Source organism: Streptomyces sp. NBC_00299, assembly GCF_036173045.1.
Lineage (GTDB): Bacteria > Actinomycetota > Actinomycetes > Streptomycetales > Streptomycetaceae > Streptomyces > Streptomyces machairae.
Genome location: NZ_CP108039.1, coordinates 4,527,617 through 4,543,801, shown reverse-complemented (window position 1 = coordinate 4,543,801; position 16,185 = coordinate 4,527,617). Strand labels below are relative to the sequence as shown.

The 16,185-nt window shown below is 70.9% G+C and carries 15 protein-coding genes; 9 read left to right on the top strand and 6 right to left on the bottom strand.

Annotation, left to right across the window (positions count from 1 at the left end; all coding sequences use genetic code 11):
- Window positions 1-7: 7 nt before the first annotated feature.
- Window positions 8-1,228, top strand: coding sequence for a cytochrome P450 (locus OHT51_RS19935; protein WP_328880283.1), 1,221 nt, complete (start codon window positions 8-10; stop codon window positions 1,226-1,228).
- A gap of 88 nt (window positions 1,229-1,316) precedes the next feature.
- Entirely contained in the window at window positions 1,317-1,910 is a 594-nt protein-coding gene (locus tag OHT51_RS19930) for a Uma2 family endonuclease (RefSeq protein WP_328880282.1), read from the top strand.
- 6 nt (window positions 1,911-1,916) lie between these two features.
- Here OHT51_RS19930 and OHT51_RS19925 read toward each other — a convergent pair whose 3' ends face one another.
- The gene (locus OHT51_RS19925) at window positions 1,917-3,536 is read right to left on the bottom strand and encodes an ABC transporter permease (protein WP_328880281.1); all 1,620 of its coding nucleotides are present in this window, start codon (window positions 3,534-3,536) and stop codon (window positions 1,917-1,919) included.
- On the bottom strand, window positions 3,533-4,453 hold the full coding sequence (locus tag OHT51_RS19920; RefSeq protein ID WP_328880280.1) for an ABC transporter ATP-binding protein: 921 nt from the start codon (window positions 4,451-4,453) through the stop codon (window positions 3,533-3,535). Before OHT51_RS19920 ends, OHT51_RS19925 begins: the two co-directional genes overlap by 4 nt.
- Window positions 4,454-4,526: 73 nt before the next feature.
- On the opposite strand from OHT51_RS19920, the gene OHT51_RS19915 reads away from it, so the two are divergent.
- On the top strand, window positions 4,527-5,033 hold the full coding sequence (locus tag OHT51_RS19915) for a GbsR/MarR family transcriptional regulator (protein WP_328880279.1): 507 nt from the start codon (window positions 4,527-4,529) through the stop codon (window positions 5,031-5,033).
- A gap of 71 nt (window positions 5,034-5,104) precedes the next feature.
- Here OHT51_RS19915 and OHT51_RS19910 read toward each other — a convergent pair whose 3' ends face one another.
- Window positions 5,105-5,962 (bottom strand): diacylglycerol kinase, encoded by an 858-nt coding sequence (locus OHT51_RS19910; RefSeq protein ID WP_328880278.1) that lies wholly within the window; start codon window positions 5,960-5,962, stop codon window positions 5,105-5,107.
- Between the two features lie 196 nt (window positions 5,963-6,158).
- On the opposite strand from OHT51_RS19910, the gene OHT51_RS19905 reads away from it, so the two are divergent.
- Together OHT51_RS19905 and OHT51_RS19900 are read left to right on the top strand one after the other, a co-directional pair.
- Window positions 6,159-7,442: an adenylosuccinate synthase gene (locus OHT51_RS19905; RefSeq protein WP_328880277.1), complete on the top strand. Its 1,284-nt coding sequence runs from the start codon at window positions 6,159-6,161 to the stop codon at window positions 7,440-7,442.
- A gap of 140 nt (window positions 7,443-7,582) precedes the next feature.
- The gene (locus OHT51_RS19900; protein ID WP_328880276.1) at window positions 7,583-7,879 is read left to right on the top strand and encodes a DUF3303 family protein; all 297 of its coding nucleotides are present in this window, start codon (window positions 7,583-7,585) and stop codon (window positions 7,877-7,879) included.
- A gap of 3 nt (window positions 7,880-7,882) precedes the next feature.
- On the opposite strand, the gene OHT51_RS19895 is transcribed toward OHT51_RS19900, so the two are convergent.
- The 3 genes from OHT51_RS19895 to OHT51_RS19885 all read right to left on the bottom strand — a co-directional run bounded on the left by OHT51_RS19895 (window position 7,883) and on the right by OHT51_RS19885 (window position 11,177).
- Window positions 7,883-8,533, bottom strand: a complete 651-nt coding sequence (locus OHT51_RS19895) for a hypothetical protein (RefSeq protein ID WP_328880275.1) — start codon at window positions 8,531-8,533, stop codon at window positions 7,883-7,885.
- A 360-nt stretch (window positions 8,534-8,893) separates the two neighbouring features.
- The gene (locus OHT51_RS19890; RefSeq protein WP_328880274.1) at window positions 8,894-9,601 is read right to left on the bottom strand and encodes a GntR family transcriptional regulator; all 708 of its coding nucleotides are present in this window, start codon (window positions 9,599-9,601) and stop codon (window positions 8,894-8,896) included.
- A gap of 220 nt (window positions 9,602-9,821) precedes the next feature.
- Window positions 9,822-11,177 (bottom strand): aspartate aminotransferase family protein, encoded by a 1,356-nt coding sequence (locus tag OHT51_RS19885; protein ID WP_328880273.1) that lies wholly within the window; start codon window positions 11,175-11,177, stop codon window positions 9,822-9,824.
- A 167-nt stretch (window positions 11,178-11,344) separates the two neighbouring features.
- Here OHT51_RS19885 and OHT51_RS19880 point away from each other — a divergent pair, with 167 nt between their 5' ends.
- The 4 genes from OHT51_RS19880 to OHT51_RS19865 all read left to right on the top strand — a co-directional run bounded on the left by OHT51_RS19880 (window position 11,345) and on the right by OHT51_RS19865 (window position 16,179).
- Window positions 11,345-11,947, top strand: coding sequence for a type 1 glutamine amidotransferase family protein (locus OHT51_RS19880; protein ID WP_328880272.1), 603 nt, complete (start codon window positions 11,345-11,347; stop codon window positions 11,945-11,947).
- Complete coding sequence (locus OHT51_RS19875) at window positions 11,944-12,402, top strand: MarR family winged helix-turn-helix transcriptional regulator (protein WP_328880271.1); 459 nt, start codon at window positions 11,944-11,946, stop codon at window positions 12,400-12,402. The genes OHT51_RS19880 and OHT51_RS19875 overlap by 4 nt, the downstream gene beginning before the upstream one ends.
- Before the next feature lie 90 nt (window positions 12,403-12,492).
- Window positions 12,493-14,475, top strand: a complete 1,983-nt coding sequence (locus OHT51_RS19870) for a serine/threonine-protein kinase (protein WP_328880270.1) — start codon at window positions 12,493-12,495, stop codon at window positions 14,473-14,475.
- Window positions 14,476-14,625: 150 nt separating this feature from the next.
- A complete protein-coding gene (locus tag OHT51_RS19865; protein ID WP_328880269.1) occupies window positions 14,626-16,179 on the top strand; it encodes a PstS family phosphate ABC transporter substrate-binding protein in 1,554 nt (517 codons plus the stop codon).
- The last annotated feature ends 6 nt before the right edge of the window (window positions 16,180-16,185 follow it).

Below are 16,185 nucleotides of genomic sequence, written 5' to 3'. Positions count from 1 at the left end.
TCCGGGCATGGCAGCTCCTTCCGCCCTCGCGTTCGACCCGTGGGACCCGGCGTTCCTCGCCGACCCGTACCCCGCCTACGCAGAACTGCGGGACAGGGGCCGGGTGCACTGGTTCGAGCCCACGAACCAGTGGCTGGTCCCGCATCACGCGGACGTCTCGGCGTTGCTGCGCGACCGTCGCCTCGGCCGGACGTACCAGCACCGTTTCACCCACGAGGACTTCGGGCGGACGGCGCCGCCGCCGGAGCACGAGCCGTTCCACGTCCTGAACGACCACGGGATGCTCGATCTGGAGCCGCCGGACCACACCCGGATCCGCCGGCTGGTGTCGAAGGCGTTCACACCGCGCACGGTGGAGCAGCTGAAGCCGTATGTGCAGGGGCTGGCGGGTGAGCTGGTGTCGGGGCTGGTCGAAGCGGGTGGCGGTGACCTGCTGACGGACGTCGCGGAGCCCCTGCCGGTCGCGGTGATCGCCGAGATGCTGGGGATTCCCGAGTCGGACCGGGCGCAGCTGCGGCCCTGGTCGGCGGACATCTGCGGGATGTACGAGCTGAACCCGTCCGAGGAGACGGCGACCAAGGCGGTCCGCGCCTCGGTCGAGTTCTCCGAGTACCTGCTGGAGCTGATCGCGGCCCGCCGCAAGGAGCCGGGCGACGACCTGATCTCGGGCCTGATCGCCGCGTACGACGAGGGCGACCGGCTCACCGAGCAGGAGATGATCTCGACGGCGGTCCTCCTGCTGAACGCCGGCCACGAGGCCACGGTGAACTCCACGGTCAACGGCTGGTGGGCGCTGTTCCGCAACCCCGACCAGCTGGCGGCCCTGCGGGCAGACCACTCCCTGATCCCCTCGGCGATCGAGGAGCTGATGCGTTACGACACCCCGTTGCAGCTCTTCGAGCGCTGGGTCCTGGACGAGATCGAGATCGACGGCACGACGATCCCGCGCGGCGCGGAGCTCGCCATGCTGTTCGGCTCCGCCAACCACGACACGGCGGTCTTCGAGACCCCGGCCGAGCTGGACCTCACCCGCAAGGAGAACCCGCACATCTCCTTCAGCGCCGGCATCCACTACTGCATCGGCGCCCCGCTGGCCCGCATCGAACTGGCCGCCTCGATGACGGCCCTGCTGGAACAGGCCCCGACCCTGCGCCTGGCGGCGGAGCCGGACCGCAAGCCGAACTTTGTGATCCGGGGGCTGGAGGGGCTGAGCGTCGAGGTGGGGTGATCACTCGATCGGCTGATCGCTGAGCGAATCCCGATCGAAGGTCGTCGGCGGCTCGTCAAGCTGGTGCCTGCCTACGAAGGGAGGCACCATGACGGTTATGGCAGAGCGCGCGTCGTCTCAGTTGTCGGTGGACATGTTCGAGCGGATCGCCGAGTTCGCCGAGCGGGAGGACGAGACCGTCAGGTTCGAGTTCATCGACGGACGGATCGGGCTCAGGAAAGTGACAAACGGCAACCACGGCGCGATCACTATGTGGCTGATCCGGCAATGCATGCGTGCCAGGCCTGAGCTCGACCTCAATCCATTGCAGGGTCTCAAGGTGGAGGCCTACCGCCAGGGACGGGCCCGACCTGACGGGGTGCTCGCCCCGGTTGATCACTTCGTGGGCCAGGGGGACTGGGCCGACCCCCACGGCGTGCTGATGGCAGTCGAGATCACGTCGTACGACTCGGACACGCACAACCGGGACCGGGTCGAGAAGCCTCGGGCGTACGCCGAGGCCGGCATCCCGGTCTATCTGCTGATCGACCGGGACAACCTGACCGTCCTCGTACACAGCGATCCGGACCTGGAGGACGGCTACCGGGACATCCACGTGGTCAGGCTCGGCGGCAAGGTAACTCTCCCCGATCCGGTCGGCATCGACCTCGACACGGAGGAGCTCAAGCTGTACTTCGACTGATCCCGGTCACGTCGTCATGTCCCGCCGCCGCAACCCCGCCAGCCCCCCGGCCACCAGCACCACCGCGAGACCGGTGAGGGCCCGCACCGGTCCCCACTCCATCCCCCCGCCCGGCAGCTTCGGCAGATGCCCGAACGGGGACAGGTCCAGGACCGTCTGCGGGACATCGAGCGCGGGGCCCACCCAGCCGATCAGCAGGATCGCCCCGGCCACTCCCCACGCCGCCATCGCCGCGCGCGGGAGCAGGCCGTACAGGAGGACCGCGAGGCCGCCGACGATCCAGACCGCGGGGAGCTGGACCAGGCAGGCGCCCAGGATCGGGCCGAGCTGTTTGCCGTAGCCGACGGCGAAGCCCAGGCCGGCCAGGAGCATGATCAGGGCCGAGCCGGCGAAGGCGATCACGAGGTGGCCGGCCGCCCAGCGCAGGCGGCCCACCGCGTTCGCGAGGATCGGTTCCGCCCGCATCGACGTCTCCTCGCCGTGCAGCCGCAGGACGGATGCCACCACGTACAGCGCGGCGATCAGGCCGAGCATGCCGACCATCGAGGCGAGGAAGGCGTCGGTGATGCCGGACTGGCCGCCCATCCGCTGGAAGATCTCGCGGGCGTTGTCGTTGTCGCCGACCAGGTCGGCCACGCCGTCGGTGAGGCCGCCGTAGACCCCGGCGAGGAAGAAGCCGATGCTCCAGCCGAGCACGCTGCCGCGCTGGAGTCGCCACGCGAGCGCGCCCGCGGTGCCGAGGCGGCCGTCGGCCGGTCCGGGCCGGGCGGGCAGGAAGCTCATGCCGACGTCCCGGCGCCCGGCGAGCTGGTACGCCACCACGCCCTGGACGACGGTCGCCCCCGCGAACAGCAGCAGGACCCACCAGCGTTCGTGCGCGAACGGCCGCAGGTTCTCCAGCCAGCCCAGCGGTGACACCCACGTCAGTGCCGACGAACCGTCGTCCGACGCCGAGTCGCCCGCCGCGCGCAGCACGAACGCGGCGCCCACCAGCCCCGCCGTCAGCCCCCGTGCCAGCCGGGCGCTCTCCGTGAACTGGGCGACGATCGCCGCGAGCGTGGCGAAGACCATGCCGACCCCGGCGAGGCCGAGCCCGAACGCCAGCGCGCCGGACGCGCCCTGGCCCGCGAGGCCGGCGGTCACCAGCACCGCCAGTACGGCATTCGCGACCGCCGCCGTCAGCAGCGCCGCCGTCAGGGAGGCCCGCCGGCCCACCATCCCGGACGCCACCAGCTCCTGACGGCCGCTCTCCTCCTCGTCACGGGTGTGCCGTACGACGAGGAGCATGCTCAGCACGGCCGCGAGGGCGCCCGCGTACACGCCGACCCGCCAGGCCGTCAGGGCGCCGATCGAGTCGCCGAAGACAGGGCCGATCAGGGCGCGGAAGGAGGCGTTGGTGGCGGTGTCCTGCACCAGGTCGGCCCGGTCGGCCGGGGTGGCGTACAGGTTCTCCAGGGTGTTCGGCATGGAGAGGATCATCAGCGCGTTCACCGCCACCCAGACCGGGATCATCACCCGGTCGCGGCGCAGGGCGAAGCGCAACAGCGTGCCCGTGCCGGCGAGTTGGCGGGTGCCGCCGCCGGTCCGTACGGCGAAGTGCCCGGTCGTCGTGGTCGCCGTCGTCATCGGGTTACCTCGCTCATGTCGGCCTGGTAGTGCCGCAGGAACAGCTCCTCCAGCGTCGGCGGCGTCGAGGTCAGCGACCGTACGCCGGACTCGCTGAGCGACCTGAGGACGGCGTCGAGTTTGTCGGTGTCGACCTGGAGGCGGACGCGGTGGCCCTGACCCCTCTCCATTGACTGAAGGGCGAGGTCGTGGACTCCGGGCAGCTGCGCCAACCCGCCTGGCGGACCGGCCAGTTCGGCCGTGACGCTGGTCCGCGTCAGATGGCGCAGGTCGGCCAGGGAGCCGCTCTCGACCGTACGGCCCTTGCGGATGATGCTGACCCGGTCGCAGAGTTCCTCGACCTCGCTGAGGATGTGCGAGGAGAGCAGGATCGTACGGCCGCGCTCGCGCTCCTCCTCGACGCAGCGCTGGAAGACCTCCTCCATCAGCGGGTCCAGACCGGACGTCGGCTCGTCGAGGATCAGCAGGTCGACGTCGGAGGCGAACGCGGCGACGAGGGCGACCTTCTGGCGGTTGCCCTTGGAGTACGTGCGGCCCTTCTTCGTCGGGTCCAGCTCGAACCGCTCGACCAGCTCGGCCCGGCGCTGCTTGTCGAGGCCTCCGCGCAGCCGGCCGTACAGGTCGATGACCTCACCGCCGGACAGGTTCCGCCACAGCGTCACATCACCCGGCACGTACGCGATCCGGCTGTGCACCTCCACCGCGTCCGCCCAGGGGTCGCGGCCGAGTACCTGCGCGCCGCCCGAGTCGGCGCGCAGCAGGCCGAGCAGGACGCGGATGGTGGTCGACTTGCCGGCGCCGTTGGGGCCGAGGAAGCCGTGGACCTCGCCGGTCTCGACGTCCAGGTCGAGACCGTCGAGTGCATGCGTCTTGCCGAACGACTTGTGCAGTCCGGAGACGGTGATTGCCTTCGTCATGCTTCAGAACGTACGCTTCTTTCAGAAATTTGTGAAGTTAAGGAAGCGTAGAAACCCTCGATAGGATGGGTGCATGACGGAATCAGTCGGCGCAGGGGCGGCAGGCCGGGACGCGGAGTCCGTGTCGAAGTTCGTGGAGTCCTTCGCGGCGCAGCTCGTCGAGGCCGGGATGCAGCGCATGGCCGCCCGCGTCTTCGCCGCGCTGCTCTCCTCCGACAAAGGCGTGCTGACCTCCGCCGAACTGAGCGAACAGCTCCGCATCAGCCCCGCGGCCGTCTCCGGGGCGGTGCGCTACCTGTCCCAGACGCACATGGTGACGCGCGAGCGGGAGCCCGGCTCGCGCCGCGAGCGCTACCGGGTGCACGGCGACCAGTGGTACGAGGCCCTGACCAACCGCGAGGCCGTGCTCAAGCGGTGGGAGGTGGCCTTGCGCGAGGGCGTCACCAGCCTCGGCGCCGACACCCCGGCGGGCCGCCGGCTGGCCGAGACACTCGCCTTCTTCGAGTTCGTGGAGACCGAGGTCGCGGCGATGATGGAGCGCTGGCGGGCGCACCGCGAGAAGACCTTCGGCCAGGGCTGACCCGCCCCGCTCTCCGCACCCTCGGCGACCGCGACCGCGACCGCGACCGCGTCCGCACCCCGCAGGGCGGCTCACCGCCCCGGCAGCATCAGCCGCAGCCCGCCCTCGCCCACGGTCCACGTCCGTCTGCGTACCGGCCCGGAGACGGCCATGTCGGCCCGATAGCGGAAGTGGGCGCCCGAGACGGTCACCGTCCGGCCCTCGGCCCGCAGCGGTGTGGCCTCCGCGCCGACCGAAGCGGGGCGCACCTCCACCTCGGCCACCCCGGCGAGCCCCGGCGCCACCGACACCGCCTCCACCGGCTGGTCGAGGTCCACCAGCGTCGTCCCGTCGACCTCGACCCGCAGCCGCGACGGTCCCGTCTCGGCAGGGGAGGGGCCGCGCGCCGGCACCAGGGTCCGTACGAGCGACTGACACGTCCGCAGCCAGGGCCGCCCCGCAATCGACCCCACCGCGGTGGCCCCGGCCGGCGCGGCGGGGTCCCGTATCGGCGGGATCCGCAGCGCGCCCAGCACCACCCCGTCGCTGTCGTCCACGAGCAGGTCCAGCCGCTGCTCCACCCCGTCCAGCGCCGCCCGGGCCGCCGCCACCGCCCCTATGGGCAGTCCGAGGGATCCGGCCAGGGCCAGCGCACCGCCGACCGGCACCACCGACAGCACACATTCGGCCAGCTCCCGCTGCCGGTGCAGCACCGTCACCGCACGCATCAGCGCCCGGTCGTCGCCCACGACCACGGGCCGTCGAGACCCCCGTCGGGTCAGTGCCCTGGCGAATTCGTCGGGATCGTCCGGCAGGCAGACCTTCGTGGCCGCACCCGCGCTGAGCACGTCTTTCGCGATCCTGACGGACTCCCCGTCCGTCCTCCGAGCAACCGGATCGATCACCACCAGCAGCTGATCGGACGTCGCGAAAGTCGCCACCTCGGCCATGCCTCGCTTCCTCGGGTAGCATCTTTGTGCAAGAGCCCCTTGCGCTATTGCGCCAGGGGCTTCGTCTATTCCGGGGCTATCCGGTCCGACGGTTCGCGGCCAACGACGGTCGCGTCCGGTCGAGGTGTACACGGTGGAAGACCTCCGCGTACACCCCTGACCTTGGACATGCCCCGCCCGGAAGGGGTGTACGCGCGTGCCCGCACTTGTGCTGCTCGGTGCTCAGTGGGGTGACGAAGGCAAGGGAAAGGCGACGGACCTGCTAGGCGGCTCCGTCGACTATGTGGTGCGCTACCAGGGCGGCAACAACGCCGGCCACACGGTAGTCGTGGGTGATCAGAAGTACGCCCTTCACCTGCTCCCTTCCGGAATCCTGTCCCCGGGGTGCACCCCGGTCATCGGAAACGGCGTCGTCGTCGACCCGTCGGTCCTGTTCTCCGAGCTGAACGGGCTGAACGAGCGCGGCGTCGACACGTCGAAGCTCCTGATCAGCGGTAACGCTCACATCATCACGCCGTACAACGTGACGGTGGACAAGGTGACGGAACGCTTCCTCGGGAAGCGGAAGATCGGGACGACCGGCCGCGGCATCGGCCCGACCTACGCGGACAAGATCAACCGCGTGGGCATCCGGGTCCAGGACCTCTACGACGAGTCGATCCTGACCCAGAAGGTCGAGGCGGCCCTCGACGTCAAGAACCAGGTCCTCACCAAGCTCTACAACCGGCGCGCGATCGCCGTCGACCAGGTGGTCGAGGAGCTGCTGGGCTACGCCGACAAGCTCGCGCCGTACGTCGCCGACACGGTCCTCGTCCTCAACCAGGCCCTGGAGCAGGACAAGGTGGTCCTCTTCGAGGGCGGCCAGGGCACGCTGCTCGACATCGACCACGGGACCTATCCCTTCGTCACGTCCTCCAACCCCACCGCCGGTGGTGCGTGCACGGGCGCCGGCGTGGGCCCCACGAAGATCAGCCGGGTCATCGGCATCCTCAAGGCGTACACGACGCGCGTCGGCTCCGGTCCCTTCCCGACCGAGCTCTTCGACGAGGACGGCGAGGCGCTGCGCCGCATCGGTGGCGAGCGGGGCGTGACGACCGGCCGTGACCGCCGCTGCGGCTGGTTCGACGCGGTGATCGCCCGGTACGCGACCCGCGTGAACGGTCTGACGGACTTCTTCCTCACCAAGCTGGACGTCCTGACCGGCTGGGAGCAGATCCCGGTCTGCGTGGCGTACGAGATCGACGGCAAGCGCGTCGAGGAGCTCCCGTACTCCCAGACCGACTTCCACCACGCCAAGCCGGTCTACGAGATGCTGCCCGGCTGGTCCGAGGACATCTCGAAGGCCAAGTCGTTCTCCGACCTCCCGAAGAACGCCCAGGCCTACGTCAAGGCACTGGAGGAGATGTCCGGCGCCCCGATCTCCGCGATCGGTGTGGGTCCGGGCCGGGACGAGACGATCGAGATCAACTCGTTCCTGTGAGCCGAGTTTCCCTGTAGCCGAGAAGGGCGCCCCCGGTAGGGGGCGCCCTTCCTTCTGATGGATCAGTGAGCGGGCGAAGTGCCCCCGGCGCTCATAGCGTGAGGCCGTACTGCTCATCGGCGATCAGAAGAAGGTGTGTCATGCGCGTACTGCTCCAGGCCCATCTCGACACCGAGAAGACGAACGAGGTGATCCGCAGCGGCAAGATGCCTCAGGTGATGAAGGAAGTCATGGACGCCTTCAAGCCGGAGGCCGCCTACTTCGGACCTGACAGCGGTGTCCGTTCGGTCTTCCTCGTCTTCGACATGCAGGACTCCGCCCAGCTGCCGGTGCTGACCGAACAGCTCTTCCAGAAGTTCGGTGCCGAGGTGGACTACACACCGGTGATGAGCGCGGAGGACCTGCAGAAGGGGCTGGCCCAGCTGCAGGCAGGCTGACGGTCAGCTGAAGACGATCATCGACCCCTGCGCCAGGCTCCGCGTCGCCGCCGCGTGCAGTCCCAGCCACACGTGCCGTTCGCGGGAGAAGGGGCTCGGGTCGTAGGGCGCGGGGACCGCCGGCTCCTCCAAGGACGTGGGGGAGAGCGGGGGTTGCGGGGGCGCCGGGGGGTTGGCCGGGTCGATGCCGATGACCTGGGCCACGAACTCCAGCTCGCGCAGGAGCCCCTGGGAGGAGCCCAGGGGGCCGCCGCCCGCCAGGAGCTCGTCGTTGGCGAGCGGGTCCGGGAAGTCGACGGGGACGTAGGCGCCCGCGTGGTCGTAGTGCCAGACCAGGTGTGACTGCTGGGCCGTCGACTCGAACATCTCCAGGAGCTGTTCGTAGTCGCCGCCCAGGTCGTCGACCGGGGTCACCGGGAGGCCGCAGACCTGGAGCAGATACGCGCGGCGCAGGAAGTGCAGGGCGTCGTAGTCGAAGCCGGCGACCGGGGCGACGTCGCCGGACAGGCCCGGCATGTACTGGTACACCGGCACCGGCGGCAGCCCGGCCTCGGCCAGCACCTCGTTGTATTGCGCGAGTTCTTCGGCGAACGGGTTGTCGGGGGTGTGGCACAACACGTCGACGAGCGGTACCAGCCACAGGTCACAGGCCAAAAGAGGGCTCCTCACACAGCGGTCGGGCAGCAGTCACACGGCGTGGCAAAGGCGTAGCACAGTGGGTAGCACGGTGGTCAGGGAAGGGTAATCGGTGCGGGTCGGGGGCGGACCCCCTCATGCCGGTCTTCGTGGGGCTCTTCAGGTCGGGCATTCCGGGGCTTGTCATGCAAGTCCCCGCTCGTGCAGGTCCCATACCCACACTCCGTCCGCCCACCTCACCGGACCACCCACCAGCTTCTCCGATGCCGGTTACGGCCGTTCGGGGATGAGCAAGTTGCCTGCCCGGCCCAGGAGTTCGCGCAGCCGGTGCCGGGGGTCGCCGGCACGTCGGGGGCCTTCGCAGCTCCCGCTCGTGGGTCACCCGGCCGCCAGTCGCTCGATCAGGGCGAGAGCGTTCGCGTCGTGGTCGGCGATGATCGCGCGGGCCGTGGGCAGGTCGCGGCGCATCAGGGCGTCGACCAGTTCGGTGTGCCGGGACCACAGGTGGCCGCGCAGATCGTCGAGGCGGCGCAGATGCTGGACCGCGCAGACCCAGGACTGCACGCGCAGCCGGTGCAGGAAGTCGGAGAGGTACGGGTTCCCGAAGAGGGCGCCGAGTTCGCGCCAGAAGCGCAGGTCGTAGCCGATGAGCACGGTGAGGTCGCCTGCGGTGGCGGCGCGCTGCGCCTCCTCGGCGCGGCGGCGTACTCCGACGGCGGCGGCCAGGACGCGCGGGTCGTCGGGGTCCCGGTGGCCCGTCTGGTCGGTGGCCAGGACCTGGAACATGCCGTCGGTGACCAGGCCGCGGGCCTCGATGATGCCGCGGTAGTCGTCGACGGAGTACTCGTGCACGCGGAAGCCGCGGTGCTGGTCGGCCTCCAGGAGGCCCTGCGCGGAGAGGTCGACGAGTGCCTCTCGGACCGGGGTCGCGGAGACGCCGTACTGGTCGGCGATCTCCTTGACCGTGAACTCCCGGCCCGCCTGGAGCCGCCCGGACAGTACCTCGTCGCGCAGTGCGTCCGCGATCTGCTGCCGCAGGGTGCTGCGGGTCACGGAGCCGTTGCCGCCGGTGCCGGTGCCGGGCATGGTGAGGGCGTCTCCCGTCGTCGCGATGAGGTGGCGTGCGTACGTATGTCTACGAGCACGCCACCTTACGCGTTCGGCTTCCGGGTGAGATTCCCGTGACGGCCGGACTTTTTCGCCCCCGCCGCCCCTACCCGTCCCGTCCCTGGGGGCTGCCGCCCCCAGACCCCCGCCGTCGGCCTGAACGGCCTCGTCCTCAAACGCCGGACGGGCTGGATGACGCCTACTCCACGTACCCGTCCGCCACAGCCAGCGCAGCGTCCAGCGCTGCGAGGCCCTCCTTCAGTTCCGCCTCCGTCACGTTGCAGGGCGGGACGACGTGGGTGCGGTTCATGTTCACGAAGGGCCAGATGCCGCCCGCCTTCGCGGCGGAGCCGAACGCTGCCATGGGGGCGTTGGCCTCGCCCGCCGCGTTGTAGGGCACCAGCGGCTCGCGGGTCTCCCGGTTCTTGACCAGTTCGAGCGCCCAGAACATGCCGACGCCGCGGACCTCGCCGACGGACGGGTGACGTTCGGCCAGCTCACGCAGTGCGGGTCCGACCACCTCGGCGCCGAGCCGGGCGGCGTTCTCGACGACTCCCTCCTCGGCCATGACGTTGATCGTCGCGACGGCGGCCGCGCAGGCCAGCGGGTGCCCGGAGTAGGTCAGACCACCGGGGTACGGCCGCTTCGCGAAGGTCTGTGCGATGGCCCCGGAGATGGCCACGCCGCCCAGCGGCACGTACCCGGAGTTCACGCCCTTGGCGAAGGTCATCAGGTCGGGGGTGACGTCGAACAGATCCGCCGCGAACCACTCACCGGTCCGCCCGAACCCGGCCATGACCTCGTCCAGGATGAAGACGATCCCGTACTTGTCGCAGATCTCGCGGACGCCCGCCAGATAGCCGGCCGGCGGAATCATGATCCCGGCAGTCCCGGGAACCGTCTCCAGGATGATCGCGGCGACGGTCGACGGGCCCTCGAAGGCGATCGTCGTCTCCAGGTGCTCCAGCGCCCGTGCGCACTCCTGCTCCTCGGTCTCGGCGTAGAAACGGGAGCGGTAGAGGAAGGGCGCCCAGAAGCGCACGACACCGGCCGCGGCGCTGTCGGAGGCCCAGCGGCGCGGGTCGCCGGTGATGTTCACGGCTTGCTGCGTACCGCCGTGGTACGACCGGTACGCCGACATCACCTTCGGCCGCCCGGTGTGCAGCCGGGCCATCCGTACGGCGTGCTCCACGGCGTCCGCGCCGCCGTTGGTGAAGAAGATCTTGTCCAGGTCGCCCGGCGTCCGCTCGGCGATCAGCCGCGCCGCCTCGGACCGGGCCTCGACGGCGAAGGCGGGCGCGAAGGTGGTCAGGTGTGCGGCCTGCTCCTGTATCGCGGCGACGACCTTCGGGTGCTGGTAGCCGATGTTCGTGTAGACGAGCCCGCTGGTGAAGTCGAGGTAGCGGTTGCCGTCGTAGTCCCAGAAGTACGACCCCTCCGCACCGGCGACGGCGAGCGGGTCGATGAGTTCCTGAGCGGACCAGGAGTGAAAGACATGCGCACGGTCCGCGGCCTTCACGGCGGCGCCGACCTCGGGATTTGGCTGAGGGGTCATGCGGCCGAGCGTACGGGTGGGCCCTTCGGGCGCGATATCGGCGTCCTGTCTGCGGTCGGTCGGTTTCCGCGACAGGTTGTCGACGCTTCATGGAACGCCATCTGTCGTTGACAGTAAGCTGTCTAAATGACAGGATGTTGTCATCTTCGAGGTCTCCAGGAGGAGCCATGAGCAAGCCCGTATACCTCGCCGTCTACAACACGCTGGCCGACTGGGAGCCGGGCCACGCCACCGCCCAGCTCGCCCGCGCCGGATACGAGATCCGTACGGTCGGCCCGACCCTGGAACCCGTCACGACCGTCGGCGGACTGCGCATCCAGCCCGACCTGGCCCTGGACGACGTACGGCCGTCCGACGCGGCCCTGCTGATCCTCCCGGGCGCCGACCTCTGGGACACGGGCGACGAGCTCGCCCCGTTCGCCCGCAGGGCGCGGGAGTTCCTGGACGCGGGTGTGCCCGTCGCCGCGATCTGCGGGGCGACGGCCGGGATGGCGCGCGAGGGGCTGCTCGACGACCGGGACCACACCAGCGCGATCTCCTTCTACCTGGCCGCGACCGGCTACGGCGGCGGCGAGCGGTACGTCGAGGCCGATGCCGTCACCGACGGCGGGCTCGTCACCGCCGGCCCGACCGAACCCGTCGCCTTCGCCCGGGAGATCCTGCGGCTGCTGAAGGTGTACGACGACGAGGCCGTCGACGCCTGGTACCGCCTCTTCCACGACTCCGACGCCGCGGCGTACGCCGTGCTCGAGAAGGCCGGAGTGCTGTGAGCGAGGAACGCCAGGATCTGCTGAGCCGCAGCGCGCTCGGCGTCTTCAAGCTCAACGGCCAGTTCCTCGCGGTCGCCGAGGAACTGGCCCGGCCGGCCGGGCTGACGGCGGCCTGGTGGCAGGTGCTGGGCGCGGTGCTCGGCGAACCCCTGCCCGTCGCCGGCGTCGCCCGCGCCATGGGCATCACCCGGCAGAGCGTGCAGCGCATCGCGGACCTGCTGGTGGAGAAGGGGCTGGCCGAGTACCGGCCGAACCCCGCGCACCGCCGGGCGAAGCTGCTCGCGCCGACCGAGGAGGGGCGCGCGGCGATCTCCAGGATCAACCCCGGGCACGCCGCCCTCGCGGACCGGCTGGCCGACGCCTTCGGGGACGCGGAGCTCGCCGAGGCCGTACGGGTTCTGGAACGGTTGTCGAAGGTCCTCGACGGGATCGACGCTCCTGTTACCGAACCGTAGACGCCGCCCCTCTCACCTCCCGGTATGCCGCACTATCGTGGGGCCGTCGCGTAGGCGGGGGCTTGCGTGGGTGGGGTTGGGGGGCGATCGATGGAGAAGCTGGGGTCGGGTGATCCGCAGCAGATCGGGGCTTATCGGCTGCTGGCGCGGCTGGGAGCGGGCGGCATGGGGGACGTGTACCTCGCCCGCTCCGCCCGCGGCCGTACCGTCGCCGTGAAACTCGTCCGGCGGGAGCTGGCCGCCCAGGAGGAGTTCCGGGCCCGGTTCCGGCAGGAGGTGCAGGCCGCGCGGCAGGTCGGCGGGTTCTGGACCGCGCCGGTGCTGGACGCGGACACCGAGGCCGACGTGCCCTGGGTCGCCACGGGGTATGTCGCCGGGCCCAGCCTGCAGCGGGTCGTCGGGCGCGACCACGGGGCCCTGCCCGAGCGCTCGGTGCGGATCCTGACGGCCGGGCTGGCGCACGCGCTCAAGGACATCCATGCCGCGGGGATAGTGCACCGGGATCTGAAACCGTCCAACGTGCTGGTCACCATCGACGGGCCCCGCGTGATCGACTTCGGGATCGCCCGGGCGCTGGAGACGGTGGGCGGCGAGAGCGGGCTCACCCGCACCGGCGCGCTCGTCGGCTCGCCGGGGTTCATGGCGCCCGAGCAGGTGCGCGGGGACCGGATCACGCCCGCGTGCGACGTGTTCTGCCTGGGCTCGGTGCTCTCGTACGCCGCGACCGGCAGGCTGCCCTTCGGCTCCGTCGACAGCGGCGCGCACGCCCTGATGTTCCGCATCGCCCAGGAGGAGCCCGACCTGGAGGGGGTGCCCGAGGGGATCGCCGAGCTGGTGCGGGACTGCCTGCGCAAGGACCCGGGCGCCCGGCCGACGCTGGACCGGATCCTGGAGCGCACGGGGGCCGAGGACACCGTCTCCGGGGGGCGGTCCCGGGATCCGTGGCTGCCGAGCGCGCTGGTGGCGCAGCTGGGGCGGCATGCGGTGCGGCTGCTGGACACGGAGGATCCGGTCGGGCCGGGGGAGGCCGGCGGAGCCGGGGGAGCGGAGGGGCCCGCGAGGCCCGGAGGTCCGGAAGGGCCCGCGCGTTCAGGCACGACGGAGGGTGGTTCCGGGGAGCCGACCCCCGCGGCCTCGCCCGAGCACGCCCCGGCCGCCGGGGCGACACCGCCGGACCAGCTCCCCACCGCGGCCGCGACCCGGGTCGGCCCGCCGCCGGGGCCGGGTGCCCCGCCCGGCGGCACCTTCGGAGACGCCGCCGCCCCCGGCGGCACCCCGGCCCACCCGGCCTACGGCTCTCCGCAGCAGCACCCGCAGCAGTCGGCGTACGGCTACCCGGAGCCCGGCCCGCACTCGCCCTACGGCTCGGCCCCGTCGTACGGCGCCACACCCTCGTACGGCCCGAACCCGCCGTACGGTCCCGGCTCGTCGTACGGCCCCACCCCGCCGTACGACGTACCCCTGCCGTACCTTCCCAGCGCCCCCGAGGAGCCCCGCCGGAGCGGTCGTTCCACGGTGGCCCTCGTCCTCATCGCGCTGGTTGTCGCGCTCGCCGCCGGTGGTTCGGTGTACGGGCTGATGAACGGCGGCGGTGGGGACCGGACCGGCGGTGATCCGACCGTCTCCCCGACCGTCACCACCGACACGACCGGCTCCGGGGGCGACGACCCGAACGCCCCCAGCCCGTCCCCGAGCCCGGCCACCTCGGCGCCGGGGGACGGTGTGATCCCGGCCGGCTTCCTGGGCACCTGGACGGCCTCGATCGACAACGCGGACGGCGCGAACACCCGCCGGCTGACCATCCGGCAGGGCGAGGTCGGTGACACGGTTCTTTCCCTCGTCGCCGACGGTCCCGCCGGAACCGGCACCTACCACTGCGAGTTCGAGGCGGACCTGACCCGGGCGCCGGTCGGGAACGGCCCGTTGGCGATGGGCCCGTCCACCGTGACGACCGGCGAGCCCGCCACCTCCTGTTCGCCGGGCGGCGCCACCGAGATCACGCTGCTGCCGGACGGCAGGCTGGAGCGGATGAACACGAGCAGCGGGGAGAAACTGACGTACCGGAAGCAGTAGGAGGAACGGCGGCGTGATTCCGGTGAACGCCCCTTTTCTCTGCGGTAGTTGAACAAACCGCGAACTCCCGCAGGAGTCGGTCGTATGTTCCCCTGTGCGCGCGTACGGTGACCCCACCATCCGACTCCGGGGAGTAGCGGGGGCACCCACATGGAGTGGCTGAGCGCGGAGAACGTCGTGGCCATCGGGACGGCGGTCATCGGTGTCGTCGCGTCCGGTGTCATGGTCTGGTACGAGCGCCGGGTGCCGCGCCGCAAGCGGATCGGCTATCGCGTCCAGATGGACAACGCGATCGGCGACGACGTGCGCTCGGGCCGGGAGAACCGGCGCCTGGGCCTGTTCGACGAGGCCCCGGGCATGGTCGACGCCACGCTGGTCCTGCTGCGCATAGAGAACGACGGCTCGCAGAGCATCGACCGCGACGACTACACGAGCCCCGAACGGCACGGGCTGACCGCGGTGTTCACCGACCGCACCATTCGCGGTGTCTCGGTCACGCAGCCGACCGACATCGACCACATCATGGACCACTTCAGCGCCGACCGCGGCTTCGGCTACGACGGCAACCGGCTGCGCATCCCGCGGGTGCCGCTCAACCGCGGCGACTACTTCAAGCTGCTCGTGCTGCTCTCCGGCGGTGACGTGGGGCGCGAGATACGGCTGTACGGCGGGATCCGGGAAGGCGAGGTGCACCCCAACCGCAGTGCCACCCCGGACGAGAAGGAGAACGTCTTCAGCCTCCCGGCGCGGGTGTTCACCGCCCTGCTCACGGCGTCCGTGCTGGTGCTCGCCGGGATCGTCGTCTTCCGGGACGGCAATCCGATCGAGTGCGAGCGGGGCGGGCTGACGGTGACCGGCTCGACCGCGTTCGCGCCCGTGATCGAGACGCTCGCGAAGGACTACGAGGGCAAGTGCCAGGGCGCCGACATCACGGTCGAGGCGCGCGGCAGCGAGCTCGGTGTCGTCGAACTCGACGCGCTGGCGCGCCGGTCGAAGGACAGCGCCCGTTCTGTGATCGCCTTCTCGGACGGACCGTCGGGGGAGCGGCTGGGGCTGCGGGGGAAGAAGATCGCGCTGTCGGCCTACACGCTGGTCGCAAGCGAAGGGAACGCGTTCGCGGCGGCGGGGCTGTCGGTGCGGCAGGTGCGGGAGCTGTACGCGGGGACGTACACCCGCTGGGGACAGCTGATGTCCGAGGCGGAGCGGGAGACGAAGTACCGCGACCTCGCCGACCTGCCCATCGTCCTCGTCAGCCGGGGGGACAACTCCGGGACCCGGCAGATCTTCCAGGAGCGGGTGCTGGACGGGCGGTGGGAGAGTGCGCCGAGTACCTCCCTGGACTGCCGGGAGAACCCCTCGGCCGTCGTGCGCTGCGAACTCGCCTCCACCGGCGATGTGCTGAAGAAGGTCGCGGCGGCGCGCGGCGCCATCGGCTACAGCGAACTCGCCCTCGCCGAGGCCGCCGAGAAGGACGGCGTGGCCAGGGTCCCGCTGGACGGCAAACAGGCCGACATCGACGAGATCGAGACCAACGGCAGCACCTATCCGTATCGCGACGTCGAATACGCCTACACCTACGGCACCCCACGCAACGGGACCCTCGCCGCCGGCTTCCTCGCCTACCTCGACGAGGAGACGAGCCGGCAGGCGATCCGCGACAAGGGGCATCTGCCGTGCCGGCAGGCGATGAGCCTGTGCGAGTGACCTCCG

Excerpts from the sequence above, each read along its gene's own strand:
- OHT51_RS19935 (WP_328880283.1), top strand. The coding sequence starts at position 8 with ATGGCAGCTCCTTCCGCCCTCGCGTTCGACCCGTGGGACCCGGCGTTC.
- OHT51_RS19930 (WP_328880282.1), top strand. The coding sequence starts at position 1,317 with ATGACGGTTATGGCAGAGCGCGCGTCGTCTCAGTTGTCGGTGGACATG.
- OHT51_RS19925 (WP_328880281.1), bottom strand. The coding sequence starts at position 3,536 with ATGACGACGGCGACCACGACGACCGGGCACTTCGCCGTACGGACCGGC.
- OHT51_RS19920 (WP_328880280.1), bottom strand. The coding sequence starts at position 4,453 with ATGACGAAGGCAATCACCGTCTCCGGACTGCACAAGTCGTTCGGCAAG.
- OHT51_RS19915 (WP_328880279.1), top strand. The coding sequence starts at position 4,527 with ATGACGGAATCAGTCGGCGCAGGGGCGGCAGGCCGGGACGCGGAGTCC.
- OHT51_RS19910 (WP_328880278.1), bottom strand. The coding sequence starts at position 5,962 with ATGGCCGAGGTGGCGACTTTCGCGACGTCCGATCAGCTGCTGGTGGTG.
- OHT51_RS19900 (WP_328880276.1), top strand. The coding sequence starts at position 7,583 with ATGCGCGTACTGCTCCAGGCCCATCTCGACACCGAGAAGACGAACGAG.
- OHT51_RS19890 (WP_328880274.1), bottom strand. The coding sequence starts at position 9,601 with ATGCCCGGCACCGGCACCGGCGGCAACGGCTCCGTGACCCGCAGCACC.
- OHT51_RS19885 (WP_328880273.1), bottom strand. The coding sequence starts at position 11,177 with ATGACCCCTCAGCCAAATCCCGAGGTCGGCGCCGCCGTGAAGGCCGCG.
- OHT51_RS19880 (WP_328880272.1), top strand. The coding sequence starts at position 11,345 with ATGAGCAAGCCCGTATACCTCGCCGTCTACAACACGCTGGCCGACTGG.
- OHT51_RS19870 (WP_328880270.1), top strand. The coding sequence starts at position 12,493 with ATGGAGAAGCTGGGGTCGGGTGATCCGCAGCAGATCGGGGCTTATCGG.
- OHT51_RS19865 (WP_328880269.1), top strand. The coding sequence starts at position 14,626 with ATGGAGTGGCTGAGCGCGGAGAACGTCGTGGCCATCGGGACGGCGGTC.